A 15,884-nucleotide genomic window follows, 5' to 3' on the forward strand; every position below is an offset into this window, starting at 1 on the left:
GGGAAGTAGCAAATGATGGGTGAATATCAAACCAAGCAAGGTGTGTTAGTTGAGATCTTTCAAGGGCAAGTCCGTATTGCAATGGGCGGGCTTGTGGTCACCGATAAAGTGGAAAACATTCATGCCATTACCATTAATGCGCTTGATGGCAGCAGTAGCTTTTACTTAGCCGTGGATGATTCAAATGCATTGCTGTTTGTGGAAGATTTAGCTGAACTTGAAGCTGTCGCGCAAGTGTTGGGGATTGAAGTCGAGAAAGGGTAACGAGATGGCGAGTTCCAAAGGACTTGAAGGGATAAATTAACAAGACTGCTGAGTAGCGGAAATCTACTTACCACGCGCTGTATATAGATCTTCGATGTCGCTTAGGCTCCTCAAGGATGACTGTTTTATTTAAATTTTTTTAGTTATTAATCATTTCCCTCTAGGAACAAATAAAGCCCGAAGCATTCAATGCTTCGGGCTTTGTTATGTTAGCGATAGCACTCGCTGTTCATATTAATGGTCGTGAGCTTCACCTGCTCCTTTAGGGAAACGGATAGACTCAACCATGTCTTGTACATCTTTTGGTACTTCAGCAGTAAACTTGTTCACCACAATTGATACCACAAAGTTCAAACACATACCTAACGTACCGATGCCTTCAGGACTGATTCCGAATAACCAGTTGTCTGGCGTGCTTGCTGCTGGGTTAATGAACTTAAAGTAAACAATGTAAGCGGCGGTAAAGATGATACCGACAACCATACCGGCAATCGCCCCTTCTTTGTTCATCTTCTTATAGAAGATACCCAAGATGATGGCAGGGAAGAAGGACGCTGCTGCTAAGCCGAAGGCAAAGGCCACCACTTGTGCTACAAAGCCCGGTGGATTAATGCCTAAGTAACCGGCCCCGACAATCGCTACCGCTGCCGCCACCCGAGCGTACATCAGTTCTTCTTTATCGGTCATGTTCGGTTTCAAGCCTTTCTTCAACAAGTCATGTGAAATCGAGGTTGAAATAACCAGTAATAGACCAGCAGCGGTTGATAGTGCAGCAGCTAAGCCACCCGCAGCTAGCAGCGCTACTACCCAGTTTGGCAATTTCGCAAGTTCTGGAGAAGCCAATACAATGATGTCGCGGTTAATGTTCATTTCATTACGCTCATCACCAGCGTAGAACATTTTACCATCACCATTTTTGTCATCCCAAGAAACAAGACCGGTGCTTTCCCAGTTTTTATACCAGCTTGGTGCATTTTCAGCAGTAACACCTTGTTGATCTGGACCATTAATGGTTTCAATTAAGTTTACGCGAGCAAATGAAGCAACCGCTGGCGCTGTGGTGTAAAGAAGTGAGATAAACAGTAATGCCCAACCTGCTGAAATACGCGCATCTTTTACACGAGGAACGGTAAAGAAACGAATAATAACGTGTGGTAGACCGGCAGTACCGACCATTAATGCGGCAGTAATGAAGAACACATCAACCGTACTTTTTGAACCATCGATATAGGAGTTAAAGCCAAGTTCTTGAGTTAAGCCCTCTAGCTTGTCCATCAAGTACACATCAGTGCCTGAAATGGTTGAACCCATACCAATTTGAGGGAATACGTTACCTGTCATCATAATGGATGTAAAAACGGCAGGGACAAGGAACGCAAAAATTAACACACAGAACTGAGCAACTTGAGTATAGGTAATGCCTTTCATGCCGCCAAGAACCGCATAGAAGAACACAATCGCCATACCAATGATGATGCCAAGGTTAATGTCCACTTCTAAGAAGCGAGCAAATACCACGCCTACACCACGCATTTGACCGGCCACATAAGTGAACGAAACAAAGATGGCACAGAAGATGGCAACCATACGAGCAGTGCTTGAGTAGTAACGGTCACCGATGAAATCTGGCACGGTGAACTTACCAAATTTACGTAGGTAAGGTGCCAGACATAACGCTAATAGTACATAGCCGCCTGTCCAACCCATTAAGTATACGGAGCCATCGTAACCCGCAAAGGAAATGATACCTGCCATTGAAATGAATGATGCCGCTGACATCCAGTCTGCAGCTGTAGCCATACCATTTGCTACAGGGTGAACACCACCGCCAGCGACGTAAAACTCACTGGTTGATCCTGCTCGTGCCCAAATCGCAATCCCGATATATAAAGTAAAAGTGATGCCGACGAGAATAAACGTCCAAGTTTGGATTTCCATATCTTATGCTCCTTAGTCTTCCTGAACGCTGTATTTTTTATCTAACGCATTCATACGCGCTACATATACAAAGATCAGTACCACAAAGGTATAAATAGACCCTTGCTGTGCAAACCAAAATCCTAATTTAAAACCTGCAAATTGGATGGTATTGAGTGCATCGACAAATAAAATGCCCGCACAGTAAGACACCACAAACCAAATGGTCAGTAGGGTCGCCATAATGCCTAGATTCTCTTTCCAGTAGGCTTGGGCATGTTTGTCAGATTCAAACGCCATGGCCATTCTCCTTTTGTTTTACTTAATTATTTTCGCTGCAAATACAGCAAATCCATTTGTTAATAAAACGTTACGAGAAAACAATAGCAGTCGGATGAAGAGTGTGCTTTTCAACTTTAGTCGCGCAGGAAAAGAAGGAATCTAAGACGATAAGAGGTTTTTTGTGAAGTGGATTGGAATAATTTAGCCTAGCGTAAGATTTACGCTAGGCTAAGGTCTAATAAGGTTAGGCTAAGGTCTAATAAGAGAATGTTTGTGATTAAAAATAGAAGTCTCTGACGCCCATGAGAAGATTATTCACCGCCACAGCAGCTAAGATCAATCCCATTACACGGCTAATAATGGCGGCCCCAACATTACCAATAATCTTATGAATGCCAGTTGCACCAAGCAATAACAGTAAGGTGGCAAGCAAAACTAATACCATTACACCGGCGGTTAAGCTTTGATCGATAATGGAGTTACGATGATTGTCGGTGAGCAATACGATAGCCATCATCGCACCTGGCGAAGCAATCGAAGGAATCGCTAAAGGGTAAACCGCAAGGCTGGCGAGTTCTGAGTGATCGGTTTCTTCACCTAGTTTTGTTTCTTGTGCGGGCTTACCTTCACCAAAAATCATGCTTAAAGCAAATAACAATAAAACCAATCCACCAGCGGCTTGAAAGGCCGGTAGTGGGATCTGCATTGCTTCCAGCAAAAATTGCCCTACGATTAAAAAGAACAGGAGAACACCGGTTGCAATGCCAACGGCTTTTAAGGCCACCAGACGTTTTTGTTTGGAGGTTAAGCCGTTAGTTTGGGATAAATAAACCGGAACGGTTCCGATAGGATCAATAACGGCCCATAAAACGACAAATTGGGTAATTAAAATACTCAGCATATTCACTCCTTGAACGTTGAGTGATGAAAACAACAAAGGCTTGCGCGAGTGGCAAGCCTTTGTATATTAACACTGGATGAGCAGAACGATTAATTAATTTTCATTCTCTAATTGTTGCAAAAGAATAACTGCTTGAGTGCGGTTTTTGACTTCAAGTTTGCGAAATATTGCCGTCATGTGCGCTTTGATTGTCGCTTCTGATACATTCAATTCGTAAGCGATCTGCTTGTTGAGCAGTCCATCAGATAGCATACCGAGCACTTTGTATTGTTGAGGCGTGAGGGCGGCAAGCTTTTGGGTTAAGTCATTACAGGCATCATTATTTAAAATAAGGCCTTCTGGGAAGAAAGGGTCACCGTTGAGAACTTGGTTTAACGCGCTATTGAGTTCGCGCATATCGCTGGATTTCGGGATAAAGCCAAAAGCCCCATGACTCTTTACTTGGCTAACAACGCTGGCTTCTTCGCTGGCTGAAATCACCACAATAGGAAGGTCTGGGTAGTTTGAGCGTAAATGAATTAAACCAGACATGCCGTTTGAGCCTGGCATTTTTAAGTCCAGTAACAATAAATCTGGGTCATCGAGTTTTTGTAATACGGCTAAGAGCGCATCAAGAGAGTCTGCTTCGTGTAAATTGGCTCCGCTTACAGCCATGTGAATCGACTGAAATAGGGCGTTTCGAAACAGTGGATGATCATCAGCAATGATAATGTTGTATGTCGAATCCATGACAATAGGTTCACTGTGTAAGTAACAATGAACCTATTATCAACTTCTTTGCCTGATGTCTCAACCTATCATGTTGAAAACTCTGAGGCGTATCCGACTTTTGTCTTACTTTATCCTTAAGCGATCTTAAATTTCAGGTGTGATTAATTTATTGACTAATAAGTGATTAAAGAAAGGCTCCGCTTTGACAAAACCGGTCACTCGCGCTTTAGGAACATGATTACCATCCGCATCCCAAAACTCAATGGTTGGCAACCCAAGCACTTTCATTTTCTGCATTAATGCAATGTCATCAGGATTGGCTGCTGTCACATCCGCTTGCAGTAATACAAATTTTTCCAGTTGTTTTGAGACTTTTGGATCGTGGAAGGTGTATTTTTCAAACTCTTTACAAGCCACACACCAATCAGCGTAGTAATCAAACATGACAGGCTTTCCGGCTTGTTTTGCCTGTGCCAGTTGCTGTTCTAGTTCGGCGACGGTCTTGATGCGAGTAAAGCCAATTTGAGTTTGTTGTTGCTGTTGAGCTTGAGAGTGAGTCGAGATCAGCCCTAAAGATTGCAAGCCGAAGTAACTTGAATACACTAAACCTAAGGTGGCTATAATACCGACTAAGCTTTGCTTCCAATTGCCACCACTCATGTTTTGTTTGACATGATAGAGCCAGCCAAATGCAGCTAAACCAAGAACTACCCATAAACCATGTACCCAAGTTACCGGAAGAATTCGTTCCAGTAAGAATATCGGCGCTGCCAGTAAAATAAAGCCGAATAATACTTTCACTCGGTTCATCCATTCCCCTGCTTGTGGGAGCAATTTATTGCCGAATACCGCCACTAAGATCAGTGGAATTCCCATGCCGATAGCCAGCGCGTATAAAGCAATCGCCCCGGTGAGTAAATCGCCACTTTGGGCCACATACAATAAGGCTCCAGATAGCGGCGCTGTCGTGCAGGGTGAACACACTAACCCTGAAATAACGCCCATCACAAATACCCCAACAAGATTACCCCCTTGTTGTTTATTGCTTTGCTCATTAAGCCATGTTTGCAGGCGGCTAGGCAGTTGGATGTTGTAGACACCAAACATTGATAACGATAACAGGACGAATAAGACACTTAATCCAATCAGTACCGCAGGAGCTTGTAAAGCTGCTTGGAATTGCACGCCCAGTGAGGCAACCACTAAACCAAGTAGCATGTAAGTCAATGCCATGCCCTGTACATACACAAAGGATAGCTTGAATGCTTTACGCGCGGGGAGGCGACCACCGCCCAATACGATCCCCGTTAAAATTGGGTACATGGGCAAGACGCAAGGTGTGAACGCAAGGCCAATCCCTAATGCGAGGAATAAGAATGGTGTCCACCAGTATTCGGCAAGTTCAGAGGCAATGTTTGCATCTGCTGAGCCTGAACTGACTGTTGACGTTTGAGCGTTGGTACTGGTGGCTTGGCTTGCATTGGCTGTTTGTGTGTTTGCTGAAGCCGAAGGCGTAGCAGTTTGGTTCTGGCTTGAACCAATCGAATCGAGAGGAATCACTCGAGTTTCTGGCGGATAACAAAAACCGCTGGTGGCGCAACCTTGGTATTGTACAATCAGCTCACCATTTTCGGCGACTGAGCGTAATGGGATCTCAATGCTGACTGGATCAGTAAAAATGTAGACATCACCAAAAAATTCATCCGTATGGAAAGTGCCATCAGGGATAACCGCATCGCCTAACGTTGCCCCTTTACCTTGAAATGAGAAACGTTCTTTATATAGGTAATAACCGTCTTTCACTTGCCAGTCTAAATGAACGCTTGAACCTTGTTGATAAAAATTAAAAGGAAAGGCTTGGTCAACAGGAACAAATTTAGGCGTATTGTTTGCACTGGGTGCATTTTGAAAAGCTTGCAGTGGGCCATTGGTTGAATCAAAGTTAACCGCTAGTGAAGAAAAGCTAACAAATAACCCGAGTAATACAATCAATACGGAGCGCGCTCGTAACATGGTTATCTCATTTATGAATATGGGGGGAATAGGATTTCAGACCATCGTATTTCAAAATGGTTCGTAAAAGTAATGAGGCAGAATGTAGCACAATATACTTAACATTGGTTAATGGTGGTTGTGAGCAAGGTGAGAATGAAAAAGGGAAAGCGGCTGACTTTCCCTTTTGGTGTTTGGGCTTAGATTTTTATCTAAAGATGGTTATAAAAATAATCCACCAAATACAAAGCCAAGTGCCACGGAAGATGAAATGGTGACGACCCCAGGGATCATAAAGGGATGGTTAAATACCCATTTTCCAATGCGAGTTGAGCCAGTGTCATCCATTTCAACTGCTGCGAGTAAGGTTGGGTAGGTTGGCAGAACAAACAACGCACTGACCGCAGCAAAAGAAGCCACCGCGGTTAATGGGGCTACACCAATCGCAAGAGCAGCCGGCATTAATGCCGTCGTGGTTGCGCCTTGTGAGTAAAGCAACATAGATGCAAAGAAGAGGGTTACTGCCAGCATCCAAGGGTACTGTTGTAATAAGTCACCGGCAAAATGTTTAATTTCCACTAAGTGACTCGACACAAACGTATCGCCAAGCCAAGCGACACCTAGTACACAAATACAAGCACTCATACCTGAACGGAATGTAGCCGCAGAGCTGATTTTACCAGCATCAATCTTACACAGTGTGACGATGGCCGCCGCCGCCGTTAACATAATAGCCATGATCGCTTGGTTACGATCAATGTGAGGGTTTTGGATGATGCCGACAGAGCCACTGATTAAAGTGGCGTAAGCGACAACAAATACAATGGCAGCGGCAAAAATGTATACCGAATATTTTGCGGCACTTGTTACGTCTGCTTTTTTGCTGCTTTTGAGTTGGATTAAGCCTTTGGCCATGCGGTCTTGATAAATCGGGTCATCTTTAAGCTCACACCCCATAAAATTCGCCACAAAAGCGCCAATCATACAAGCAAGGAAAGTGGTGGGAATACACACTAATAATAAGTGTAAATAGCTGACACCAAGAGGCTCCAAAATACCCGCAAAGAACACAACCGCAGCCGAAATTGGTGAAGCTGTAATCGCGATTTGCGAAGCGATAACCGCAATCGATAACGGACGAGAAGGACGAACGCCTTGCTCTTTTGCCACTTCTGCAATTACCGGCAAGGTTGAAAAAGCAGTATGTCCAGTACCGGCTAATAGCGTCATTAGGTAAGTCACAATCGGCGCGTAGAAGGTAATACGTTTGGGATTCTTACGTAAAAATTGTTCAGCCAATTGAACTAACCAATCCATCCCTCCGGCGACTTGCATAGCGGCAATAGCAGTAATAACCGATGCGATGATTAAGATAACATCAACCGGGATCGTACCGGCATCGACGCCAAAAAACATAGTGAGGACGACCACACCTGCGCCACCGGCAAAACCTATGCCGATACCGCCAATTCTGGCCCCGAGATAAATAAACAATAAAACGATTAAAAGTTGTAAAAACATAAGATGTTTTCCTTCAAAGTCATAAATTAACCTGAGTTATCGACAAGTCAGTGAGTGAAAATAGTATCGATAAGTCGCGTTAATCTAAGGGGTGAAAAATATTTCAGAGCCGCTGAGCGTCTTTAGTATTGGTGTTTTAAAGCGTTTTACAAGTTACTGTAGTAAGTGAGCGATGAAAAAGGGAGCTTAAAACGCTCCCTTAATGGTTCCATATTCTTTAGTTGTAGCGTTTTGCTTTGTACTGAGGGTGCATTAAGTTCTCTGGTGAGAAAATCTCATCCAATTGATCTTCTGTGAGTAGTCCACGGTCTAGCACTATTTCTCGTACACTCTTACCGGTTTCGGCGCAAATCTTACCAACAATATCCCCTTCATGGTGACCAATGTACGGGTTCAAGTAAGTTACGATACCGATAGAGTTGTAGACGTAAGCTTCACAGACTTCTTTATTAACTGTAATGCCATCAATACATTTGTCACGTAGGTTCACACAAGCATTTTTCAGAATTTCTAATGATTCAAACATACATTGTGCAATCACAGGTTCCATCACGTTTAATTGTAATTGACCGCCTTCTGCCGCAAACGAAAGTGCGGTGTCGTTTCCTAACACTTTAAAGCACACTTGGTTAACCACTTCAGGGATCACTGGGTTTACTTTAGCCGGCATAATAGAAGAGCCTGCTTGAAGTTCAGGTAAGTTTAGCTCATTTAAACCAGCGCGAGGACCAGATGAAAGTAGTCGTAAGTCATTACAAATTTTAGATAATTTCACGGCAAGACGTTTAAGTGCACCATGCGCCATCACGTAGGCACCACAGTCAGAGGTTGCTTCAATTAAATCTTCTGCTGGGACACATTCAAAACCAGTCACTTCAGAAAGATGTTTCACCGCCAGTGCTTGATATTCAGGTGCGGCATTCAGCCCAGTCCCGATAGCCGTAGCCCCTAAGTTGACCTCTAATAGCAGTTTTGAAATGTATTGAAGGTTACGAACTTCTTCATTTAATGTCACTGACCAAGCGTGGAACTCTTGGCCAACGGTCATTGGTACGGCGTCTTGCAGCTGAGTACGACCCATTTTAATGATGGTATCAAACTCTTGGCTTTTCAGATCAAACGCCCCTTTTAGGTATTCGACGGCTTCAATGGTTTTCATAATGCTGGTGTAAACCGAGATGCGAAAACCCGTAGGGTAAGCACAGTTGGTGGATTGGCTCTTGTTGACATGATCATTCGGATTAATGATGTCATATTCGCCTTTTTCTTTGCCCATTAATTCTAGTGCAAGGTTAGCAATGACTTCATTGGTGTTCATATTGACAGAAGTACCAGCGCCACCCTGGAAAACGTCTGATGGGAATTGATCCATGCATTTTCCAGTACTTAAAATTACATCACAAGCTTGGATAATGTAGTCACTGATGTCGGCGGGTAATACGCCGATTTCTTTATTGGCTAATGTAGCGGCTTTTTTGGTCATCACCATGCCACGAACAAATTCAGGCACATCAGAAATGGTGACTTTAGATATGTTGAAATTTTCGACTGCGCGAACGGTATGGATACCATAATAAGCATCGACTGGTACTTCACGAGTGCCGAGTAAATCTTCTTCAATACGGAATTGTTGAACAGGGGTGTCTATGATAGAGGTTGTCATTGGATAGATCCTATAAGCATTAAAACGCTAATAAATAAAATTATTTTGGCCGAACTTGCTTAGAATCCATTCACTGCATACGGTCTTGCTTTTGTTACGGTAATAATACCCCTTTAGAGGTGGAAAAATAGATCATAGATCAAACTTTCATCTGCATTTATGACCTTTTCAGCAGATTGATTTATCTTTGCTATCAATATGTTTATAAGTTGTTCAGTTTTGGTCAATAGTTACGTTTTGATATGGTTAAAATTTGTTGTCTGTGGATGGAAGGCATACACTGGGTATCTACTCTTCTTACTTGAAGTTGCAGCTTTGTTAACAGCGTTTATTCGCCTCAATCGCAAGTCGAGCTATGTTCATGGGGGCTCATTTATTTGTCGCCTTACTGCAACGTCAATTACTTTGGGTATACCACTAACTACTGGAGGTGCATGTGTTTCCGATTTTAGTCATTTTATTTATTTGTGTTCCCATCATTGAAATTGCCTTATTTATTCAAGTGGGTGGCCTTATTGGTTTGTGGCCGACCATTGCGATTGTTTTAATTACCGCATTTGTTGGTGCATCCTTAGTTCGTAGCCAAGGTATTCAAACATTGATGTCGGTGCAATCTCGTTTGCAGCAGGGGGAATTGCCCGCGCAACAAATTATTGAAGGTGTGATGCTTGCTGTGGCAGGGGTATTACTATTGACTCCGGGCTTTATGACCGATGCACTAGGAATGCTGACATTACTGCCAGCGCCAAGAGCTGCGATAGCAAAACAATTGATGAAGCGAGTGAAAATCAATACTAGCGCTAATTTTGGTGGAGGATTTCACCAAGATCCATTTGGCCCTTCTGAGCACGATCAGCAAGGCGATATATTTGAAGGTGAGTATGAGAAGAAAGCCGATGAAGATAAGAGAATAAACAAGTAGGTGTAGAGCGGGAGCGAGCTCCGTTAAGGGTTACTTTAAGTGAGTCGTGATCGAAATTATCGTTTCCGTATCTATTTACGAATACAAAAAAGACAAGAGTGCAGGCTCTTGTCTTTTGCTTTTTCTAGGGACTAAGAACGATAAAATTCGTTCCTGTTTTCTAAATTGCCCCTTCAAACCCCATTTGTCGCCATGCTTCAAACGCAATAATGGCAACGGCATTGGATAAGTTCAAACTGCGACTGTCTGGCATCATCGGAATGCGTATACGCTGTTCCATTGGTAAAGCTTCAATGGTATCCGCCGGTAAGCCGCGTGTTTCAGGGCCAAATAATAAAATGTCACCTGACTGGAATTTTGCATCGACATGATGGCCAGTGGTCTTAGTAGTGCAGGCAAAGATACGGAAATCGTCACCTTTTTCTTGTTGTAAGTATTCGATAAATGCTGCGTAATCTTTATGGCGCTTTACGTGTGCTAAATCGTGATAATCCAAGCCCGCTCGACGTAATTTTTTTTCTTCTAAATCAAATCCAAGTGGCTCTATTAAATGCAGATTGGCCCCACAGTTAGCGCAAAGGCGGATGATATTACCAGTGTTAGGGGCGATTTCTGGTTCAAATAAAGCAATGTCGAACATAGAGTTACTCAAATAGTTAATAAGAAAGTGCGGCAAAGTATATACCTAAGTCACTTCAAGTTGCGAGTACCCTAAGAGCTAAACGCTGGTGGGCAGCTTAATATCAACGGCTAATCCACCATGTTGGCTTCTTCTCGCTTTAATGGTGCCGTTATGATGCACAATCGCATTTTGAGTTATTGCAAGCCCAAGACCCGCGCCACCACTGTCACGATCACGCGCTGCCGAAACACGATAAAAAGGTCTAAATATGGCATCTAACTCGTGTTCTTCTACACCTTCGCCATCGTCTTCAATGGTTATCGTAATCATGTTATTACGCTGGGAAAAATTAACCCAAATACCATGTAAACTGTAGCGAATCGCATTTCGAATCACATTTTCAACGGCGCTGGTGAGTAAGTTGGGATTACCCGTTAAATAACCATTCGGTATCGGGTTGCAATGTAATGTTTTGCCTTGTTGCTCTGCCTCAAATTGTCCATCATCAATAACATCTGACCAAAGCTCTGAGGCGGGTAGGTGTTGTCTGATTTGGTGGGCATCGATTTGCCGACGAGACAGTTCAAGTAACTCGTTGATCATTTTTTCCAAACGTTCGGCTTCGGTATCAATACGGGTGAGCTCTGCGCTGCCACCTTGTTTGCGTATGGCTAAGGCATTCGCCATACGTAAACGTGTGAGTGGGGAGCGTAATTCGTGTGAGATGTCTGACAGTAAACGTTGTTGTTCGGAAATTTTATTATTAATCGACAACACCATTTGGTTAAAACTTGCGCCCGCTTGCTTAAATTCATTCGGGCCTTTTTCTAATTCTGGGTCGACTTCTAATTCACCTCTTGCCACTTTTTGTGCGGCTTTTTCTAAACGCATTGCAGGCTTGCTTAATGCCCATGCTAGCCATAAAAGTAAAGGTGTACTGGTTAGCATAACCGCGAGCAATAGCTGGAAGGGGCGATCAAGCAGTTGTAATATGAAAGGGGGTTGATGCCAACGAATACTGAAATACATGTGAAGTTTCTGTTTGGCGATAATAACTGGAATTGGACCTGCAATCATTACCTTGCCATACAAGCGTTGCTGAGGAAGCTCAGATTTATCGGCTAAGGTAATAAAGTTATTTAATGCTTTTTGGCGAAAGCCGTTTGATGAGTTAAGCCAATTACCGTCAATGTCAGTAAAGTAATAATTAAACTTACTATGGTCATCATTACTTTGATTGATTTGCCTAATTGATCTCAATGCAGAGTTTGCATTTTGGTATTTTTGTGTAATGTCTTGACCCGACTCTTGCATTAATTTGAGTGGGCCGGTAGGGATATCATGCAGTTGTCTTGGGTCGAGTTGAGATGCGGCTAAAATGGCGAATACTACTAACAGCATGGTTAACCAGAAAATGGCAAAAATACGACCGTATAGGCTAGAGATTTTTGGCAAATTCATTATTTATCCTCAACCATCAAATAGCCTCGTCCACGTAAGGTTTTGATCAGCGGTTTATCATTATTATGTTCCGATAGTTTTTTACGCAAATTAGAAACATGCATATCAATGGCGCGATCAAATGGGCTCAATCGTTTTCCGAGCACTTCTAAGCTTAATGTTTCTTTGCTGATTGACTCACCCATATTCTTCAAGAAATAATCTAATAAAGAAAACTCAGTAGTGGTCAAATCCAGCAGCTTGCCGTTTAAGTAGGCTTCTTGTTTACCAGGAAAAACTTGCAGCCCATGTGGCGGTGGTGTATGGCTCTCTTCCTCTATTTTATTCGTTTGCTGAGTACGACGTAAGATCGCACGAATGCGAGCCAGCAGTTCTCGGTCACTAAATGGTTTCGGTAGATAGTCATCGGCCCCTAACTCCAATCCAATGACGCGATCAACCTCTTCACCTTTTGCTGTGAGCATTAATACCGGTGTTTGCCAATGCTGGCGAAGTTGTTTAAGCATTTCCATGCCATTCATTTTCGGCATCATAAAATCAAGAAGAATAAGGTTAACGCTCTCATTAACGGCTTCCAATCCTTCCAAACCATTGTGTGCTTGAGACACAGTAAAACCTTCTAACGTGAGAATATCCTCAAGTAATGCAGTCAGTTCAGTGTCGTCATCGACTAAAAGAATGTGGGTCATAATGTGCCTTTAAGTGAATAAAGAAAGGTGAGTGGAGTTAACTATGAGGTGATTATCTCTGTTTTTACAAGAAAAACGACCATTTTGACACCGATTTACACTGTTTTACGCAAGCAATACACCTATTTACATTGCAGGATCTATTCTATACCCAAGTAATCTCAAGATGTGAGTTTCAGCGAGAATAAAACAAGCTTTAAGCAAGGCAAATTGAATACGATGATAGTTGTCTATCTCTATTCAGTTTAACGCAGAGTAAAGCTTGTTTTAACTCGCCCTTCGGGAGCGTCATTCAATCTTTTATACGTCGGCAGATTCGTTTGAAAGGTGACAACATTCCGCTCAAATCTTTCTTGTCTAAAAGGTTGGATGAGGGCTCTGAATTCTGCATCTTGAGGTTACTTGGGTATGCAACATAACAACGAAGCACGAAACGTTAAATCAAATGTGCTTAATTATATCCATGATGAAAAGGTAGATGATTATGAAATCAATTATGAAGAAAAGTATTCTTGTGTTACTAGCCGCTCCTCTTGCTTTCGGTTCAGTATCAGCATTAGCTGCTGATCATGGAGATCAACACAAGCCTGGTGGTAAGCATGGTCAAAAATGTGGCATGGGAATGGAACGTGGTATTTGGAAAAAGCTCGACTTAACGGATGCGCAAAAAACACAATTAAAAGAATTGCGCCAAAAAGATCGCGAAGCAATGAAAGCGAATGGCCAATCACATAAACAAGCGATGAAAGCTGACCGTGAGAAAATGGACAGTTTAGTGATGGCAGATAAATTTGATGAAAGTGCGGTACGTACTTTGACGCAAAAGATGGCCGATGCAAGTGTTGATATGAAAGTGTCTTTTGCTAAAGACCGTAATGAAATGTTCAACGTGTTAACGCCAGAGCAAAAAGCCGAGTTTAAAAAGCTGAAAGGTGAACAACATCAGCAATGCATGGAAAAAATGCAAAAGATGAAAGAGCGTAAAGAGGCTCACGCTGATAAAAAAGCCGCAAACTAATTTGCGACGATTTTAAAGGCTATATTGAGCTAATCTATAGCTCCTAATTTGTAAGAAGCAATCATTTGGGTGGTTGCTTTTTTATTGGATGCGGATTGGGTTATAAATAAAAACCTAACAAAAGAAAAACCCCGAGGAGCAAAAGCTCTTCGGGGCTATAGTCTTACTCGCAGCAATCCGGCTACTAATAGTGCTCCATGCATCAAATCCTTGATAGCAGTGCTGTATCCTTCAGCGTATTCCTTTTCATCGCCATCCTAGCGGTGTCCTTGGCCTTATCCTAGCCTGCTAATTCATCCTAATTAGCGCGCATCACTTGTTCCATGAGCGGTGTCCATTACATCATCCTGATGTTTATTCCATGCCTCAATCCTGAGGTGTCCATTGTCTTTCCTTAGTCATTACCATCCTAGTAATGATTTGCGTCCATTCAATGTCCATTTTGCTCCGTGCTGGTGGCTCTATCCTAAGCAACCAAATCTTCATCCTGAAGATGACCTATCCTTGGGTCTTTCCTGTTCCTGTCAGCATCCTTCCGACAGGGTTAATATTACGCAGATACTAAAACGGAACAATAGCGTGACTTCAAATTTCTTAAACAAAAGTCGTAGTCATTATAGTGGTTTTGTTATGAATCAATAGGTTATGTTTTTATTGGTATGTATTTATGATGGTTAAATATTGTTTTTCGCACTGATTTGTGCGAGATCTCGCACAAGGAATCAGTAGAAAGTCTGCATTTTGCTGATAAAACAATAATTATTTAGAGAAAATTACTCATGGTCATGATGATTAATCACCCTCAAAACCTGTATTTTGTTTCGAGAGTGATTGCTTTTATTTGCTTTTATTCGGCTTATTGTGAGCTTGGTGGAGATCTTGAATTAAGGTTTCATTGGTAATATCAACATCCAATGCTTCTTTTTTCTGTGCAGCGGCTAATTTTTTATTATTAGAATTGTTACTGAGTCCATCCCACGTAAATACGACTAATGCTGCCCAAATGCAGGCAAAAGTGATGATTTTATCTGGTGTAAAGGCTTCGCCATAAACGAAGACAGCTAATAAAAACATCAAACTCGGGCCGATGTATTGAATAAAGCCGAGTGTGGCTAAACGTAAACGTACCGCTGCCCCAGCAAAGCACAGTAAAGGTAAAGTCGTCACTATGCCTGCCGAGATCAATAAGGTATTGAGTGACCAAGCGTTGCCTGATAATTGACTGGTGCTGCTGTCTGCCAAAATGAATAGGTAGATTAAAGCAACAGGAAGTAAGACTAAGGTCTCAATAAATAGTCCAGTAAAAGCATCAAGATTAACTTTTTTACGCAGTAATCCGTACATACCAAAGCTAAAGGCTAATACCATGGCAATAATCGGAACGGAGCCAAAGACGACAAGTTGCACAATAACGCCAATACTGGCTAACGCGACGGCAAACCATTGCAGCTTACGTAACTTCTCATTAAGAAAAATCATTCCCAGAATTACATTAAATAGTGGGTTGATGTAATAACCTAAGCTGGCATCTAACATGTGGTCGATACTGACAGCCCAAATAAAAACTAACCAATTGATGCCAATGGTGATCGAGGTGATCAGCAGGTAGATGACTTTAGTTTTCGAGCGCAAAGTCTCTTTCACTACTTGCCAACCTTTGGTGAAATACAAAAGAACAGCAAGAAAGATAAAAGACCAAATCACGCGATGGCAAAGGATTTCAAAAGGGGGGACATCGCCGAGTGCTTTGAAGTAAATAGGGGCAACACCCCACATGGTATAAGCAAGGATCGCTAACAGCACTCCTTGTTGTGTTCGTTTTAATTCATCATCCATTCTATGGCTTACTTTTATTTTTATTAGTAAAGCATGAGTATAAAAGTGATGAACATTATTACCTAATGAATTACAGGAATACCCA

Annotated in this window: 14 protein-coding genes; 3 read left to right on the forward strand and 11 right to left on the reverse strand. The window is 42.4% G+C overall.

Translation table 11 applies throughout. From position 1 onward, the window contains the following. Window positions 1–12: 12 nt before the first annotated feature. Window positions 13–264 (forward strand): hypothetical protein, encoded by a 252-nt coding sequence (locus tag A1QC_RS01455; protein WP_017026591.1) that lies wholly within the window; start codon window positions 13–15, stop codon window positions 262–264. A 234-nt stretch (window positions 265–498) separates the two neighbouring features. Here the strand turns inward: A1QC_RS01455 and A1QC_RS01460 are convergent, their stop codons facing one another. The 7 genes from A1QC_RS01460 to aspA form a co-directional block, all read right to left on the reverse strand. Then, complete coding sequence (locus tag A1QC_RS01460) at window positions 499–2,202, reverse strand: sodium:solute symporter family protein (RefSeq protein WP_017026592.1); 1,704 nt, start codon at window positions 2,200–2,202, stop codon at window positions 499–501. Between the two features lie 12 nt (window positions 2,203–2,214). Further along, a complete protein-coding gene (locus tag A1QC_RS01465) occupies window positions 2,215–2,481 on the reverse strand; it encodes a DUF4212 domain-containing protein (RefSeq protein ID WP_017026593.1) in 267 nt (88 codons plus the stop codon). A 259-nt stretch (window positions 2,482–2,740) separates the two neighbouring features. Further along, the gene (locus A1QC_RS01470) at window positions 2,741–3,364 is read right to left on the reverse strand and encodes a MarC family protein (RefSeq protein ID WP_017026594.1); all 624 of its coding nucleotides are present in this window, start codon (window positions 3,362–3,364) and stop codon (window positions 2,741–2,743) included. 93 nt (window positions 3,365–3,457) lie between these two features. Continuing rightward, complete coding sequence (locus A1QC_RS01475; protein ID WP_017026595.1) at window positions 3,458–4,093, reverse strand: response regulator; 636 nt, start codon at window positions 4,091–4,093, stop codon at window positions 3,458–3,460. Window positions 4,094–4,219: 126 nt separating this feature from the next. Continuing rightward, window positions 4,220–6,088, reverse strand: a complete 1,869-nt coding sequence (locus A1QC_RS01480; RefSeq protein WP_017026596.1) for a protein-disulfide reductase DsbD — start codon at window positions 6,086–6,088, stop codon at window positions 4,220–4,222. A 201-nt stretch (window positions 6,089–6,289) separates the two neighbouring features. Next, the gene (locus A1QC_RS01485) at window positions 6,290–7,588 is read right to left on the reverse strand and encodes an anaerobic C4-dicarboxylate transporter (RefSeq protein ID WP_017026597.1); all 1,299 of its coding nucleotides are present in this window, start codon (window positions 7,586–7,588) and stop codon (window positions 6,290–6,292) included. A gap of 217 nt (window positions 7,589–7,805) precedes the next feature. Continuing rightward, window positions 7,806–9,251, reverse strand: coding sequence for an aspartate ammonia-lyase (aspA, locus tag A1QC_RS01490; protein ID WP_017026598.1), 1,446 nt, complete (start codon window positions 9,249–9,251; stop codon window positions 7,806–7,808). Window positions 9,252–9,687: 436 nt separating this feature from the next. Here aspA and A1QC_RS01495 point away from each other — a divergent pair, with 436 nt between their 5' ends. After that, window positions 9,688–10,173, forward strand: a complete 486-nt coding sequence (locus tag A1QC_RS01495) for an FxsA family protein (protein ID WP_017026599.1) — start codon at window positions 9,688–9,690, stop codon at window positions 10,171–10,173. A gap of 160 nt (window positions 10,174–10,333) precedes the next feature. Here A1QC_RS01495 and trmL read toward each other — a convergent pair whose 3' ends face one another. From trmL to A1QC_RS01510, 3 genes are all read right to left on the reverse strand, one after another. Beyond that, the gene (gene trmL / locus A1QC_RS01500; RefSeq protein WP_017026600.1) at window positions 10,334–10,813 is read right to left on the reverse strand and encodes a tRNA (uridine(34)/cytosine(34)/5-carboxymethylaminomethyluridine(34)-2'-O)-methyltransferase TrmL; all 480 of its coding nucleotides are present in this window, start codon (window positions 10,811–10,813) and stop codon (window positions 10,334–10,336) included. Window positions 10,814–10,891: 78 nt separating this feature from the next. Continuing rightward, window positions 10,892–12,256, reverse strand: a complete 1,365-nt coding sequence (cpxA, locus tag A1QC_RS01505; RefSeq protein WP_017026601.1) for an envelope stress sensor histidine kinase CpxA — start codon at window positions 12,254–12,256, stop codon at window positions 10,892–10,894. After that, on the reverse strand, window positions 12,256–12,945 hold the full coding sequence (locus A1QC_RS01510) for a response regulator (protein WP_017026602.1): 690 nt from the start codon (window positions 12,943–12,945) through the stop codon (window positions 12,256–12,258). The genes cpxA and A1QC_RS01510 overlap by 1 nt, the downstream gene beginning before the upstream one ends. A gap of 484 nt (window positions 12,946–13,429) precedes the next feature. Between A1QC_RS01510 and A1QC_RS01515 the strand changes: the two genes are divergently transcribed. After that, window positions 13,430–13,963 carry a CpxP family protein gene (locus A1QC_RS01515; RefSeq protein WP_017026603.1) on the forward strand — a complete coding sequence of 178 codons (534 nt, stop codon included), beginning with the start codon at window positions 13,430–13,432 and terminating at the stop codon, window positions 13,961–13,963. An 837-nt stretch (window positions 13,964–14,800) separates the two neighbouring features. Here A1QC_RS01515 and rarD read toward each other — a convergent pair. Further along, window positions 14,801–15,799 carry an EamA family transporter RarD gene (gene rarD / locus A1QC_RS01520; protein ID WP_017026605.1) on the reverse strand — a complete coding sequence of 333 codons (999 nt, stop codon included), beginning with the start codon at window positions 15,797–15,799 and terminating at the stop codon, window positions 14,801–14,803. Window positions 15,800–15,884: the final 85 nt, after the last annotated feature.

The sequence above is a fragment of the Vibrio rumoiensis 1S-45 genome (assembly GCF_000286955.2).
In the GTDB taxonomy this organism is placed as follows: domain Bacteria; phylum Pseudomonadota; class Gammaproteobacteria; order Enterobacterales; family Vibrionaceae; genus Vibrio; species Vibrio rumoiensis_A.